The following is a 14,614-nucleotide window of genomic DNA, read 5'->3' as shown; positions in this document are numbered from 1 at the left end:
CTATCGGCGATAGCTGTCCTCGAGTTCGATGCCGAGGGCGCCCATGATGCGAACGCCGGAGTTGTACCAGGCTACGTTCAGCGCCAGTTCGACGAGTTGGCGTTCGTCGAGAAAGGCGGCGACCCGCCGCCACGCGGCGTCGCTGACTTCGACCGTCAACGTCGATTCCTTGGCGAACGCCATGACGGCGCGCTCCTCTTCGCTAAAGAGCGGCGAGGTCTCGAATTCAGCGATGCTCTTCAATTGCTCCGGCGAAATACCCGCCTTCAATCCGTGTGACTGATGATGCGCGATTTCGTATTCGGAGCGCGTGCAGTGGCCCACGGTGAGGATCGCCATTTCACGAAGTTTGGGGCTGATCGACGAACCGCGGATCGCGTTCGCATACGAGAGGAACTGATCGAGGATAGCGGGTGCGTGCGCGAGCGCACGGAAGATGTTCGCGGTGGGTACCTTGCGCTCGCGTTCGAGGCGATCGAAGAGGGTGTCGTCGATGCCGACGAGATCGGATCGTTGAAGATATTTGACGCGTGCCATTTGATCGTTACCGGTTGTGGGTCAGTCGAGAGTCGATTGCTTTTTGACGTAAGTCTCGAGCGTTTCGGGGTTGGGTTTGCTCGGCGTTTCGACGATTGCGGCGCCTTCGAATCGAGAGGCTTCGAAGTACCACCGGCGGGGCGCCGGCAGACCCCAGCGCACGCTCGTGCTGAGCGATGCGGCGTCCCAGCGGACGGGTTCGACTTCGACGTCGATCGTTTGATAGTGACCGTCGCACAACTCGACACGGTGTCCGTTCGGATCGCGCAAATAGACGAACAGCATGCCCCCCGGACCATGTCGCCCGGGGCCGCGCTCGACTTCATGCGCATAGCCGTGTATGCCCGCCAGGTCGCAGGCGGTAAAGATGTTGTGCGACTCGGGCACGATGTACGCGAAGTGGTGCATGCACGGCCCGTCGTTCTGCACGATAGCCAAATCGAGGCACGTTCCCTTGCGGTACATGAACGCGCCGAGCAGCGTTTCGCCATGCGCGAGGTACTCTGAGTTGCGAAAGCCGAGCTGGCTGTAGAACTCGCACGACTTGTACGTGTCGGGGGAAAAAATCTGGTAGTGATCGATGCGCTGGGCATGGGCGCCCTTGAACTTGTCGCGGTCGAGATACAAGCGCGGTCGCGTTTCCATTTTTGCGCACAGCTCGAGCTTCGTACCGAATGGGTCCTCCGCGTGCAGCGTTCGCCCTTGATGCGCGACTTCGACCCATTGCACCGGAAGCCCTTGCTCGGTGAAGAATGCATAAGCCAGATCGAGGTCCTCGTCGAGGAACACGCGAAAGCCGATGCGCTTGCAGGTGGAGGCGGCGTCCTTCGACTGAACCAGCACGAGACTGTGATGGCACGCTTCGGAGAGCCCGCGCAAATAACAGGTGTCGCCGGTTTCCTCGGTGACGACGAGGCCGACGATGTCGACGTAGAAGGCGCGGCTCTTCTCCAGATCGGCGACGTTCAATACGATATGGCTCGCGCGCGTGATGTTGAACGGCGGCTTCAGATTGACTGTGGGTAGCATAGGCACCTCGGAGAATAGTCGTGCAAGCAGATCGTGCAATGAATAGCGAACGTTAGCATTAAGGTCGAATTCGCCCGGATACCGCTGTGTTCGATTGATGGAACGGCAGCGCGGCCCATCCGCTGAAAAGCGCGTGTTTCCCAAGCGATTCTTCGATGCGCAGCACTTCGTTCCATTTCGCCATGCGCTCGGATCGCGAGAACGAACCGACCTTGAGTTGGCCCGCGTTCCAGCCTACGGCGAGATGCGCGATCGTCACGTCTTCGGTTTCGCCCGAGCGTGCGGACACGATCGTGCCGAATCCGGCGTTTTTTCCCGCCCGCAGCGCGGCATGCGCTTCGCTGATCGTCCCTGCTTGATTGGGCTTGATCAGCACAGCGTTGACGGCGCCCGATAATGCGGCTGCCTCGACGCGTGCGGCGTTCGTGACGAGAAAGTCGTCGCCGATGATCTGACAACGCGACCCATAGGCTTCGGTGAACCGACGAAAACCCATCTCGTCGTCCTCGGCCAGGGGGTCCTCGATCGATACGATCGGATAGGCGTCGAGCCAGTGTCCGAGCATGTCGATCATCTGCGCGGTGTCGAGTGTGCGGCCGTCGAGTGCAAGCGTATAGCGGCCGTCGCGGCCGAATTCCGATGCGGCGATGTCGAGTGAAATACCGACATCCTTGCCCGGTTTGAGACCTGTGTCTCCAATGGCGCGCGTCAATGTCTCGAGGGCTTCTTCGTTACTGTCGAAGGCCGGCCAGTAACCGCCTTCGTCGGCGACGCCTTGCAGCTTGTCAGCCTGCTTCATCAGCGCCCCCGCCGCACGATAGACCTCGGCGGTCCATTCGAGCGCTTCGCTGAAGCTGCTTGCCGACGGACACATCACCATGAAATCCTGCACATCCACCCGACGCGCGGCATGTGCGCCCCCGCCGAAGATTTGAATTTCGGGAAGCGGCATGCGCACGGGGCCGTCGCCGGCCAGGTAGCGCCATAGCGGCTGGCCGCTGCTTGCCGCGGCGGCGTGCAATACGGCCATCGAAGTCGCGACGATCGCGTTGCCCCCGAGCCGGCTCAAATTGGGGGTGCCGTCGAGCTGCACGAGCGCCGCGTCGATGCCCGATTGATCGTAGGCATCCTTCGCGCGCAGCGCGCTGGCGATCGGTCCGTTGACGCCGGCGAGCGCGTTCGTGACGTCGAGGCCACCGAATGCGTCGCCTCCGTCGCGCAGATCGAGCGCTTCGCCGGTGCCCATGGATGCGCCCGCGGGAGCGATGGCCCGGCCGCTGGCACCGTTGGCCAGCCCGACTTCGACCTCGACGGTTGGGCGGCCGCGTGAATCCCAGACGCGGCGCCCGCGTACGTTTGCGATCGTTGCATCAGTCATATGTGTTTTCATTGTCGATTACGTCTTACGTGTTGCTTCTAAAGCGGGATGTGGGGTGCCCGCCATGCGGCGGATTCCTGTTCATGCTTCTCGTGCGGCGCCGATCAGCACGAACGCGAGCGTGGCGGAACGCTCGCTCTTGTTACGCCAGGCATGTCGGGTTCCGTTCTGAACGACAACGTCATGTTGGCGCAGCAATTCGGCGCGTCCGTCGTCGAGTTCGAGCCAGATTTCGCCGTCCAGCACGATGCCGTAATCGATGGTTGGCGTCGTATGCATGCCGTCAGCTTCGAAAAGCTCGGCAAGGCCGGGGCTGATCGCCAGGTTTTCCGCCGCGGCGGCAGCGGGATCGAATCCCGGCGCACCGAACACGCTGTCGGGCGGAAACGTCACAACCAGAAAGCGAGTGCCGGCGCGTGGCGGGACGATGCTCGTCACTGACAAAGTCGGGTCCGCGCTGTCGCGCGATAGGGAGGGCGTGGGATCCGTGGCCCAGACGAGCCTGGACATCATGCCCGGAATATGCCGATATGCATCGGAGCGGGGTGCGGCTCCATCGTGCGCCACCATCGACGCACCGGTTTCGTCGTGACCTGTGACGACACGACGTATCGCCAGCGGCACGCCGCCGAATGGAACAAGATTCGATCCGCTCATAGCCATTCCTCTGATGTAAGAGGGAGACGACCCGAAGGCTGCGTTCGACGCGACGGATAGGGCGCATCGCGATCGTCTCCTGAATTGCTAACGTTTGCACAAATTCTGGCAGAGCGTCGTTCGGTCTGTCAATAGAGAGAATGCTGATGGGCGCTTGCATCATACCGATTGACCGTGGGCGTGTGAAATGCTAACGTTAGCAACATAATGCGCAATTGGAGGTCGTCAGTGTCGTCTCATCATATTGTTCGATACGAGGCCGATGGAGCCTCGCACTACGGTGTCTTGGACGGCGCCGAAGCCGTTGCTCGCTTGGCCGGCTCTCCATTCGACGGCCTTCATCTCAGCGGCGAGCGCGATCTGTTGAATGACGTTCGTCTGTTGGCGCCGGTCGAGCGGCCTCGAATATTCGGTCTCGGCTACAACTATAAGGCCCATTCGAACGAAGTCGGCAAGCCGGTTCCCGACCTGCCGGTGCTGTTCATGAAGCCGAGCACGGCGGTCATTGGTCCGAACGAGACGATCGTTTATCCGTCGGACGGAGAGATCGTGCACTTCGAGGGCGAACTTTGCGTGGTGATCGGCAAGGCGGGGCGACACGTGTCCGAATCCCAGGCGCTTGACTACGTTCTAGGCTACACCTGCGGCAACGACGTCAGCGACAGGGTCCTGCAACGGCGGGAAAGCGCTTTCGGATGCCTGTTCGCTGGCAAGGGCTATGACACGTTCGCGCCGCTCGGGCCGGCCATCGTCACCGGACTCGACCCGTCGAACCTGACCATCGTCACGCGCGTGAATGGCGAGGTGCGGCAAAACGGCAATTCGGCGGACCTGTTGTTTTCGGTGCCTTACCTCATTGCGTACTTGAGTCGATATCTCACGTTGCTGCCGGGCGATGTCATCATGACCGGTACGCCGGCCGGCGTGGGGCCGATCCATGTCGGCGACACGGTCGAGGTCGAGATTGCGCCTATCGGCGTGCTGCGCAATGGCGTGGTGGCTGAGGCGTCGACGCTCGGCGCGAAGGTCTGAAGCGATCTGGCGCGCTCACTGCTCGCATCGGGCGCTGCGGCTCGCCGCGCTCGAAAGCCTGAATGATTCGACCAGTTTCGCCAATTTGCGGGCTTCTTCCTGCATTCGACGAGACTCGAGCCCCGCTCGATCCACGAGTTTGGCATTGCGTTCGGTCGTGTGCTCCACTTGAGCTAGGGCTTCGTTGACCTGTGCGATGCCGTCGCTCTGCGAGCTGCTTGCCGTCGATATGTCGCTCAGCACCACGGCCACGCGCTCGACCGCGGCGACGATGTCCGTCATCGTCTCGCCGGCGTCGCTCACGTGCCGAGCTCCGGCGTCCACCCTCGCGCCGGAATCGCCGATCAACGATTTGATTTCCTTCGCGGCATCGGCGCATCGGCGGGCCAAATTACGAACTTCCCCCGCGACGACGGCGAAGCCGCGGCCCTGCACGCCGGCCCGCGCGGCTTCGACGGCCGCGTTCAGCGCGAGAATATTCGTCTGAAACGCAATGCTGTCGATGACGCCGATGATGTCGACGATACGGTGAGAACTGTCTTCGATCGACATCATCGTGTCGATGACTTTGCCCACGGCGTGCCTCCCCTTTGCCGCGACGCTCGAAGTCGTCGTCGACAGCGCTTTCGCTTCGCGTGCGCTTTCCGAGTTCTCCGCCACCGTGGCGGTGAGCTTCGCCATCGACGCCGCGATTTGCGTCAAGGAAGCCGCTTGCGCTTCGGTCCTGGCGGCAAGATCAGCGTTGCCCGAAGCAATCTGCGTAACGCCGTTGCCGACGAGGGCGGTCGTTTCCTTGATCTGCGAGACGAGCAGCTTGAGATTGATCTGCAGGATGCGCAGCGCGTGCCGAATGCGTGTGGCCTCATCGGCGCCTGGCGCTTCGATCGTTTGGGACAAATCGCCTTCGCCTAGCGCGTCGATATGATCCAAAACGCGCGCAAACGGGGCGGCCACGCCGCGGCGAAAGAGCAACGAAGCCAGCAGAGCGCAGACGATTCCGCAGGACGACGACCCCACGAGCCAGCGGGCCGCGTGAGCGTCGGCGTGCGCGAGGATGGCCACGTCGCTCGCGAATAGCGCGGCCATCAATCCCGTGAGGGCATTCATTTTCGCTTCGACGGGAAACTGCCCAAATCTATTCAAGCCCCGGAAAATGGTGCGCTTTACGATGATGCCCTCTCGCATGCCCACATCGGTGCGGCCGCTTTTCATCCCCGCATACGCCTGTTCGGCCAAGCGAATTTTCTCCGCGGAGGCTTTGGCGCGAATCGTGATGTAACCGGCGATGCGGCGGTTCGCATAGATCGGCGCCGCGGTCATTTCCACCCAGAAATGGTCACCGTTCTTGCGAAGCCCTTTGGCCACACCGGTCCATGTGCGATTCGACCTGACCGTGCGAAGAAAGTCCTCGAACACCTGATGCGGCGTGTCGGGATGTGCAAGCAAGCTTTGCGGCGCACCGATCAGTTCGGTTTCGGCGTAGCCGCTCACCCGAATGAAATCTCGATTGGCATAGGTGATCTTACCGTCGAGATCGCCTTTTGAAATCATGGCGATCGAATCGTCGAGTACGTATTCGATGCCGCTAGCCGTCCTTTCAGCGTTCATGGCCGCCGGTCTCCGTGGTTCTTTTTCGTCGCGTCGCCGTTCGCCGGCGACGACGCTTACTGTGACGTCGTATAGCGGTGGATGCCTTCGGCCCATGCCGTGGCGACTTGGCAAAGATGCTCGACGGGTTCATGCAAAAGCGGCACGGCAATCCAACGAATCTGGTCGCGCATCCTGTCGTCGGTCACATATTCCACCGGCGACTTGCCGTCCACGCGGGCCAGCAGCAAGGCAGGGAGCAACGCGGCCGCCCGCGCTTCGAGACTGGCGCGCAGTTCCCAATCCGCTTCGTCGAAGTAGGCTTCGACCAGCGCCTTGAAGCACATGATCAACTCGTCGGTCCGGTCCGGGCGCACGAGACACTTGAGCAGCAAGTGATTGAGGCAGAACGCCAGATCGAAGGCGGGGTCGCCGAACCAGGCGCATTCCGCGTCGAGCAATACAGGGCCTTCCGGGCCGACGAGGATGTTCTTCGGGCTCACATCGCCATGCACGACAGCGGTGCGGACGGATGCCGTTCGACGCGCGAGCGTCTCCAGAAGGTGCGCGAGGTCCGGGTGCCGCGCGGTCATGGCCATGAGATACGGATCGAGGCGCAGCGCATGGAAATTCTCTCCGGTGTCGAACGCCTCGGCCAGTTCACTGCTCTCCGCGCTGGCGCAATGCAAGGCGCCGACGAGACGGCCGACCGCTTTCGCCGTCTCGAGCTCGACTTTCCCCGCCATGAGTTGCTGTTTCCAAACCGGATGATCGGCCGGCGCCAGGAACGACATCGCAAATACCCCAAGCTTCGGATCATGGGCAAGCGGCGCCGGCACATTGGCGGGGCAATGCCGCGCGGCGAATTGTATCCAGGCCCACTCGTAGGCGTTGCGCGAAACCGGGGCTTCCCACCGGGCGGACACTTTCAGCGTGGAAAGCGCACGTTTGACGCATAGCGAGCGCCCAGGCAGATCCACGCGCCAAATGTCGGACGATACGCCGCCCGTCAAGGCATGCCAGGACGCAATTTCGTTCGGGGCCGCGAGTCGATGCTCGATGAGAAAGGTGTCGAGTCGGGGGTCAGGGCTGTTTCGTTCGTTCATCGTAAGACGGCAGAAGGTGGAAATCGAAGCAACGAACTCGTCGTCACATTACGCGCAAGTTGCACGGGTTGCGCGGCGTGTCGCCGCGCAATACGCGTACGACTTCGTGCGCGGCGCGCTCTCGCAATTCCAGCAGCGAGGCGTCGGAGGAGAACGCGACGTGAGGCGTCAACATGGCGCCAGGCTGGGCGAGCAAGTCCGCCGGAACCGCGGGCTCCGATTCGAGGACATCCAGAGCGGCCGCCGACAAACGGCCGCTTTGGAGCGCTTCCACGACAGCTGCCGTATCCACGATTCCACCGCGGCTGACGTTGATCAATAAGCTGCCGGGCTTCATCGACGCTATTCGCTCACGATTGACGAGGTGATGGGTGCTCTCGATCAGCGGCGCATGCACTACGACGATATCGCTTTTTGCGAGAAGCTCGTCGAGGCCGACAGCCTGCACCCCTTCGGCCTGCGCCGGCATGAACGGGTCGTGCGCCAGCACGCGGCAGCCGAAGGCGGCAAATTTGCGCGCAGTCGCGCGTCCGATGCGGCCATAGCCGATCAGTCCGCACGTAAGCTTCGACAGGCGGCGCAGCTGTGCATCGGCCGGCATCCATCGTCCGGCGCGCACCTCGCGGTCGAATACGATCAGCCCGCGCGTCCAGGCCAGCGCGAAACCGATCGCGTGGTCGGAGACTTCCTCGACGCAGTAATCGGGCACGTTCGTGACGAGCACGCGCCGCGCCGTGGCCGCTTCGACGGCGATATTGTCGAGCCCGACGCCAAGTCGAGCGACGATTCTGAGGCGTGGCGCGGCCGCGATCGCTTCCGCCGATACCGGCGCCCAGCAGGTCAAGATGCCGGCCGGATCGTGTTCGCGTACGAGCGCCTCGATCGATGCGGCCGGGCCGGGCGAGGCGGGGCCGCTGACGAGGCGCAAGCCTGCCGCTTCGATGATGCCGCGCTCCACGCTGTCGTCGGGCCACGCATAGTCGGTTAGAAGAACGGTGTCGCTCATGTAAGTACTGGCTCGTCGAAATGGGTTGAGTTGTTCAAACGTTAGCACGATCGGCGACATATTCCAAGCTGGTGCGTGGGCCGTTAGAATCGACGATCAGCGTTACGTACGCCATGTAAAGGCTCTGGCGTTGCTATCGAAAACCCCAATATTGCTGGTGCACGCGAAGAAATATGCTGACTTCAGTGCTAACGTTAGCGCGCACATGGCAGCCATGCATGCGCATACGAATCGCACCCGACGACACGGAAAACAACCAGGAGACATAGAATGAAGCGGCAACTCGCACTCGCGATCGGAGGCTGTCTTTGCGCAGCGGCTCACGCTCAGAGCTCGGTCACGCTGTACGGCCTGATCGACAACGGCATTTCGTATGTAAGCAACCAGCGAGGACATAGCGCCGTGTTCGCGTCCACGGGCAACATCGTCGGCGATCGTTGGGGCTTGACCGGCAGCGAGGATCTGGGCGGCGGCCTGAAGGCGATCTTCAAACTGGAAAACGGCTTTACGGGCACTAACGGTACGTTCCAGCAGGGCGGGCGGTTGTTTGGCCGACAAGCCTGGGTGGGTATGTCCAACGCGTGGGGCGCTGTGACCCTGGGGCGACAGTACGACTCGGTGGTCGACTATCTGGCGCCACGGAGTTTGGCGCAAAGCTTCGTGGGAGGGCTCGAGTTCATGCACCCCATGGACAACGACAACTTCGGCGATTTTTTTCGACTCGACAATGCCGTCAAATTCGCGAGCACGGATTACAAAGGCCTGAAGTTCGGCGGGCTTTATGCATTTTCCAATAAGGCCGGCGGTTTTGCCGACAATCGCGCGTTCAGTGCGGGAGCGACCTATGACAGAGGACCTCTCACGGTCAGCGCGGCCTATATGCGCATCGACAACCCGGGCGACGGCGCGGCCGGCGCCCTCGACGGGTCGTCGACCTCGGGCGACGCGACGTTCCACGCCGCGACGCAGCAGGTGTGGGGCGTCGGCGCCGGATATGCGATCGGCCCGGCGACGCTAGGGCTCGTGTGGAGTCACTCGCACTATGGCGCGGCCAGCGCGGTGTATCGCGGCAGTACCCTGGCGCCTGCCGCAACGGGCTCGCCCACCGATCTGACCTTCGACAACTACGAGGCGAATATCCGGTATCTGATCAATCCCGCATGGGTGATCGCGGCGTCCTACACGTTCACCGACGGCAGCTACTCCAATGCATCCGTCCGTGCGAAGCCCCACTGGAATCAGTTCAACCTCATGACCGCCTACTCGCTGTCCAAGCGCACCGACCTCTACTGGATGGCCGAGTACCAAACCGTCGGCGGCGCCGGCGCGACGATATTCAATGGCGCGTTCATAGGCGGCAGCGGAGGCCCCTCGTCGACGAACCATCAATTCCTGACCAGCGTCGGCCTTCGACACAAGTTTTAAGCCGAGGTAACGGCGCCGCCGGCCGCACGGCTGCCGGCTTGCGCCGCGAGCCAGTCGCGGAAGCGGCCGAGCGCCGTGTTTTCCGCTTTCTCTTCCGGAAATATCAGGTAATACGAGCGGCTGCTCGGGTGCTCGTGCAAGGAAGCTTGCACGAGCGAGCCGCGTTCCAATTCGTCTTCCACGAGCAACCGCGGCATAAGCGCGATGCCCATTCCTTGCTTCGCCGCCTCGGCCACCATCGAGAACAGCTCGAGCTTCGGTCCCGCCATGTCGCCCTCGACATCCATGTCCTGCGAAGCGAACCACTCGCGCCATGCATACGGTCGCGTGCTTTGCTGCAGCAAGGGATAGCGTTTCCAATCGCCTCGCCTCAGTGCGCCGCGCGGTGCGATGAGCGCGGGACTGCATACCGCGACAAGCGTCTCGCCCATCAGTCGTAGGCCTTCGGTGCCGGGCCACATGCCCGGCCCCGCATGGATAGCGGCATCGAATTCAGTGCCATCGAACAGGAAAGGGCGGGTCTGCGAAGTCAGGTTGACTGTGATGTCGGGATGCGCCGCAAGGAATTTCGGCAAGCGCGGCAGGAGCCATTTCGTGGCGAATGTCGGCACCACCGCGAGTTCGAGCGTCGCACCTTGTCCGCCGCGCGCCATGAGTTCGATCGTGTCGCGTTCGAAATCGTCGAGGCGCGCGACCACCTTTCGGCTATAGGCCACCCCGGCTTCGGTCAACGCCACGCCGCGACGGCTGCGGCGGAACAACTTCACGCCCAAGAAATCTTCCAGCGTGCCGATCTGGCGGCATATCGCGCTTTGCGTGACAGCCAGTTCGTCCGCCGCTTTGGTGAAGCTCTGGTGACGCGCGGCCGATTCGAAAGCACACAGTGCGCCTGTCGAGGGAATCTTCCTACGCATGACGACGTCTCTCCGATGGTTTTTTACGAGTGAGATTTTCGCATAGATCAGTGAGAACAAATCGTTTGTTTTATGCGAATCGGCTCGATAAAGTGGCGCTCACATCCATTCCTTTTCGAGTTCGAAATGCGTGAACAGCACAAGTCAGCTAGCTTCAAATGGGACGATCCCTTGCTGCTCGACCAGCAACTGACGGACGAGGAGCGCATGGTGCAAGATTCGGCGCGCGCTTATGCTCAAGAACGACTGGCGCCGCGCGTGCTCGATGCGTTTCGTCGTGAGCAAACCGACGTCGAGATCTTTCGCGAAATGGGCGAGCTGGGTTTGCTGGGCGTGACGATTCCGGAGGCATACGGCGGGTCCGGCCTCAACTATGTCAGTTACGGTCTGGTGGCGCGCGAGGTCGAGCGCGTGGACTCCGGCTATCGCTCCGTGATGAGCGTGCAGTCGTCGCTCGTGATGGTCCCGATCCACGAATTCGGCAGTGAAGCGGTCAAAACCCGATATTTGCCGAAGCTCGCACGCGGCGAATGGATCGGATGCTTCGGGCTGACCGAGCCGAATCACGGCTCCGATCCCGGCGGCATGGCCACGCGCGCGAAGCGCGTCGATGGTGGCTATTTGCTGACCGGCGGCAAGATGTGGATTACGAACAGTCCGATCGCGGATGTCTTCGTCGTGTGGGGGAAGGACGATGAGGGCGCGATTCGCGGCTTCGTGCTGGAGAAGGGATGGAAGGGATTGTCCGCGCCCGCTATCCACGGGAAGGTTGGATTGCGCGCGTCGATCACGGGCGAAATCGTCATGGACGACGTTTTTTGCCCCGAAGAGAACGCATTTGAGCACGTGCGAGGGCTCAAAGGGCCGTTTACGTGTTTGAACAGCGCACGATACGGCATTGCCTGGGGGGCGCTCGGCGCCGCGGAGGACTGCTGGCGCCGCGCTCGACAATATGTGCTCGAGCGCAATCAGTTCGGCAAGCCGCTCGCCGCGAACCAACTGATCCAGAAAAAGCTGGCGGATATGCAAACGGAAATCACGCTCGGTTTGCAAGGGTGTTTGCGGCTAGGGCGGATGAAAGACGAGGGCACGGCAGCTGTTGAAATTACGTCGATCATGAAGCGCAATTCGTGCGGCAAGGCGCTCGACATCGCGCGCCATGCACGGGACATGTTGGGCGGGAACGGCATCAGCGACGAGTTCGGCATTGCGCGCCATCTCGTGAATCTGGAAGTGGTCAACACCTACGAAGGTACGCACGACATCCACGCGCTGATTCTCGGGCGCGCCATTACCGGCATCGCGGCGTTTTAATCGAATATGGATCAGTCGATAAGACAAGGCGCGCTGTCGGGCCTGCGTGTGCTCGATCTGTCGCGCGTGCTGGCGGGGCCGTGGGCAAGCCAGTTGTTGGCCGATCTGGGCGCGGACGTCGTCAAGGTCGAACGTCCGCGCGGCGGCGACGATACGCGGGCGTGGGGCCCGCCCTGGCTTGCCGATGTCGATGGCGAACCGACCGGCGAGTCCGCGTACTTTTTGAGCGCCAACCGCAACAAGCGATCGGTGACGATCGACATCGCGCACCCCGACGGCCAGGCGCTGATCCGCCAACTGGCCGGTAAGGCCGATATCGTCATCGAAAATTTCAAGGTCGGAGGCTTGGCGCGTTATGGCCTTGATTACGCGAGTCTGTCGGCAATCAATGAAAGGCTCATCTACTGCTCGATTACAGGCTTCGGGCAAACCGGCCCTTACGCAGCCCGCGCCGGCTACGACTTCCTGATTCAAGGGATGGGCGGCTTGATGAGTTTGACGGGAAGGCCCGACGGTTCGCCCGGAGCGGGGCCCGTGAAGGTTGGCGTGGCGCTCACGGACGTCATGACGGGGCTGTATTCGACGGTGGCTATCCTTGCCGCCTTGGCGCATCGTGAGCGATCCGGGCGAGGCCAGCACATCGATCTTGCGCTGCTCGACGTGCAGATCGCGTCGCTAGCCAACCAGGCGGCCAACTATCTGATCGGCGGCGACGTCCCAGGCCGGATGGGCAATGCGCACCCGAACATCGTGCCGTATCAGGATTTCCCCACGGCCGACGGTTACATGATCGTCGCGGTGGGCAACGACGCGCAATTCAAGAGCCTTTGCGAAGCGTTCGGCCGGCCGCAGTGGGCGCGGGATGATCGCTTCGGCAGCAACCCGCAACGCGTCCGGCACCGGGACGAACTGGTCACGTTGCTGCGAGAGGTCGCCGCCACGCGCACGACGGCGGATTGGGTTCGAACGCTCGAGGCACGCGGTGTGCCGTGCGGCCCGATCAACCGCATGGACGAGGTCTTCGCCGATCCGCATGTTCAATTCCGGGGCATGCGCATCGAAATGGCGCACCCCGAAGCGGGAAGCGTGCCGCTCGTGGCCAATCCGATACGGCTGTCGGACACGCCCGTCTCGTACCGACACGCCCCTCCGATGCTGGGAGAGCACACCGACTCGGTACTCGACGAATGGTTAGCGCTCGGCGCGGAGCAAATCGTCGCCTTGCGCGACAAGCGCGTCGTTTGATCGGCGCAAGATGAGGATGACAAACGTGAAGATTCTCGTACCCGTCAAGCGCGTGGTCGACTACAACGTCAAGGTCCGGGTGAAGTCGGACGGCACGGGCGTCGACTTGGCGAATGTGAAGATGTCGATGAATCCGTTCGACGAAATCGCCGTGGAAGAGGCGGTGCGCCTGAAGGAAGCGGGCGTGGCCACGGAAGTCGTGGCGGTGTCGGCGGGCGTGGCGCAATGCCAAGAGACGCTGCGCACGGCGCTGGCGATCGGCGCGGACCGCGCGATCCTGATCGAATCGACCGAAGACTTGCAGCCGTTGGCGGTAGCGAAGCTGCTGAAGGCGCTGGTCGATAAGGAGCAGCCGCAGCTCGTGATCCTGGGCAAGCAGGCGATCGACGACGATTCGAACCAGACGGGCCAGATGCTGGCCGCGTTGGCCGGTTTGCCGCAAGCGACGTTCGCCTCGAAGGTGACGATCGCCGACGGCAAGGCAACGGTGGCGCGCGAAGTGGACGGCGGCGCGGAAACGCTGACGCTCACCCTGCCCGCGGTGGTGACGACGGATTTGCGCTTGAACGAGCCGCGCTACGTCACGCTGCCGAACATCATGAAGGCCAAGAAGAAGCCGCTGGAAACGGTCAAGCCCGAAGACCTCGGTGTCGATGTCGCTCCCCGTTTGAAGACGCTGAAGGTGGCCGAGCCGCCCAAGCGCAGCGCCGGCGTGATGGTGCCGGACGTGCAGACGCTGGTCGAGAAGCTGAAGACCGAAGCCAAGGTGCTGTGAGGGGGACGAGAGAAAATGACGATTCTGGTTATTGCCGAACATGACAATGCGTCGATCAAGGGCGCGACGCTGAACACCGTTGCCGCCGCGCAGAAAATGGGCGGCGACGTCCACGTGCTGGTCGCCGGCCACAACGCGCAGGCCGCGGCCGACGCCGCCGCGAAGATCGCGGGTGTATCGAAGATATTGCTGGCCGATGCGCCGCAATTGGCCGAAGGCCTGGCGGAAAACGTCGAAGCGACCGTGCTGAACGTGGCGAAGGACTATTCGCACATCGTTCTGCCTGCTACCCCCTACGGCAAGAACGTCGCCCCGCGTGTGGCGGCCAAGCTCGACGTGGCGCAGATCAGCGAAATCACGGCCGTGGTATCGGCCGACACGTTCGAGCGCCCGATTTACGCGGGCAACGCCATTGCCACGGTGCAATCGAGCGATCCGATCAAGGTGATTACCGTGCGCGCGACGGGCTTCGATGCGGTAGCAAGCGAAGGCGGCAGCGCATCGGTCGACAAGATCGATGCGGCAGCTGACGCGGGCGTCTCGCAGTTCGTGAACCGTGAAGTGACGAAGCTGGACCGTCCGGAACTGACGAGCGCGAACATCATCGTG

General features: G+C 62.3%; 13 protein-coding genes and 1 pseudogene. 6 read left to right on the top strand and 8 right to left on the bottom strand.

Annotation, left to right across the window (positions count from 1 at the left end; genetic code table 11):
* The 4 genes from ACTHNR_RS05425 to ACTHNR_RS05410 form a co-directional block, all read right to left on the bottom strand.
* Positions 1-537: a carboxymuconolactone decarboxylase family protein gene (locus ACTHNR_RS05425; protein ID WP_440546516.1), complete on the bottom strand. Its 537-nt coding sequence runs from the start codon at positions 535-537 to the stop codon at positions 1-3.
* A 21-nt stretch (positions 538-558) separates the two neighbouring features.
* On the bottom strand, positions 559-1,566 hold the full coding sequence (locus tag ACTHNR_RS05420; RefSeq protein ID WP_440546515.1) for a VOC family protein: 1,008 nt from the start codon (positions 1,564-1,566) through the stop codon (positions 559-561).
* Positions 1,567-1,624: 58 nt separating this feature from the next.
* Complete coding sequence (gene eno, locus ACTHNR_RS05415) at positions 1,625-2,944, bottom strand: phosphopyruvate hydratase (RefSeq protein ID WP_440546514.1); 1,320 nt, start codon at positions 2,942-2,944, stop codon at positions 1,625-1,627.
* Positions 2,945-3,025: 81 nt separating this feature from the next.
* On the bottom strand, positions 3,026-3,601 hold the full coding sequence (locus ACTHNR_RS05410) for a cupin domain-containing protein (protein WP_440546512.1): 576 nt from the start codon (positions 3,599-3,601) through the stop codon (positions 3,026-3,028).
* Between the two features lie 228 nt (positions 3,602-3,829).
* Here ACTHNR_RS05410 and ACTHNR_RS05405 point away from each other — a divergent pair, with 228 nt between their 5' ends.
* Complete coding sequence (locus tag ACTHNR_RS05405; protein ID WP_440546511.1) at positions 3,830-4,633, top strand: fumarylacetoacetate hydrolase family protein; 804 nt, start codon at positions 3,830-3,832, stop codon at positions 4,631-4,633.
* A gap of 15 nt (positions 4,634-4,648) precedes the next feature.
* Here the strand turns inward: ACTHNR_RS05405 and ACTHNR_RS05400 are convergent, their stop codons facing one another.
* Genes ACTHNR_RS05400 through ACTHNR_RS05390 form a run of 3 tightly spaced genes read right to left on the bottom strand, consistent with a single transcriptional unit; the run spans position 4,649 to position 8,332 of the window.
* Positions 4,649-6,241, bottom strand: coding sequence for a methyl-accepting chemotaxis protein (locus ACTHNR_RS05400; RefSeq protein WP_440546510.1), 1,593 nt, complete (start codon positions 6,239-6,241; stop codon positions 4,649-4,651).
* Between the two features lie 56 nt (positions 6,242-6,297).
* Positions 6,298-7,326 carry a phosphotransferase family protein gene (locus ACTHNR_RS05395; protein WP_440546509.1) on the bottom strand — a complete coding sequence of 343 codons (1,029 nt, stop codon included), beginning with the start codon at positions 7,324-7,326 and terminating at the stop codon, positions 6,298-6,300.
* Between the two features lie 43 nt (positions 7,327-7,369).
* Positions 7,370-8,332, bottom strand: coding sequence for a C-terminal binding protein (locus tag ACTHNR_RS05390; RefSeq protein WP_440546508.1), 963 nt, complete (start codon positions 8,330-8,332; stop codon positions 7,370-7,372).
* Positions 8,333-8,602: 270 nt separating this feature from the next.
* On the opposite strand from ACTHNR_RS05390, the gene ACTHNR_RS05385 reads away from it, so the two are divergent.
* A complete protein-coding gene (locus ACTHNR_RS05385; RefSeq protein WP_440546507.1) occupies positions 8,603-9,757 on the top strand; it encodes a porin in 1,155 nt (384 codons plus the stop codon).
* Here ACTHNR_RS05385 and ACTHNR_RS05380 read toward each other — a convergent pair.
* Positions 9,754-10,671: a LysR family transcriptional regulator gene (locus ACTHNR_RS05380; protein ID WP_440546506.1), complete on the bottom strand. Its 918-nt coding sequence runs from the start codon at positions 10,669-10,671 to the stop codon at positions 9,754-9,756. The two genes, ACTHNR_RS05385 and ACTHNR_RS05380, sit on opposite strands and share 4 nt — an antisense overlap.
* Before the next feature lie 126 nt (positions 10,672-10,797).
* Here ACTHNR_RS05380 and ACTHNR_RS05375 point away from each other — a divergent pair, with 126 nt between their 5' ends.
* The 4 genes and pseudogenes from ACTHNR_RS05375 to ACTHNR_RS05360 all read left to right on the top strand — a co-directional run.
* Positions 10,798-11,985 (top strand): acyl-CoA dehydrogenase, encoded by a 1,188-nt coding sequence (locus tag ACTHNR_RS05375; protein WP_440546505.1) that lies wholly within the window; start codon positions 10,798-10,800, stop codon positions 11,983-11,985.
* A 6-nt stretch (positions 11,986-11,991) separates the two neighbouring features.
* The gene (locus ACTHNR_RS05370; RefSeq protein WP_440546504.1) at positions 11,992-13,230 is read left to right on the top strand and encodes a CaiB/BaiF CoA transferase family protein; all 1,239 of its coding nucleotides are present in this window, start codon (positions 11,992-11,994) and stop codon (positions 13,228-13,230) included.
* A gap of 25 nt (positions 13,231-13,255) precedes the next feature.
* A complete protein-coding gene (locus ACTHNR_RS05365) occupies positions 13,256-14,005 on the top strand; it encodes an electron transfer flavoprotein subunit beta/FixA family protein (protein WP_440546503.1) in 750 nt (249 codons plus the stop codon).
* Positions 14,006-14,020: 15 nt separating this feature from the next.
* Positions 14,021-14,614, top strand: a pseudogene (locus ACTHNR_RS05360) (electron transfer flavoprotein subunit alpha/FixB family protein); the annotation flags it as partial.

Source organism: Trinickia sp., assembly GCF_051954495.1.
Classification (GTDB): domain Bacteria; phylum Pseudomonadota; class Gammaproteobacteria; order Burkholderiales; family Burkholderiaceae; genus Trinickia.
This window is presented reverse-complemented; position numbering and strand designations above follow the sequence as displayed.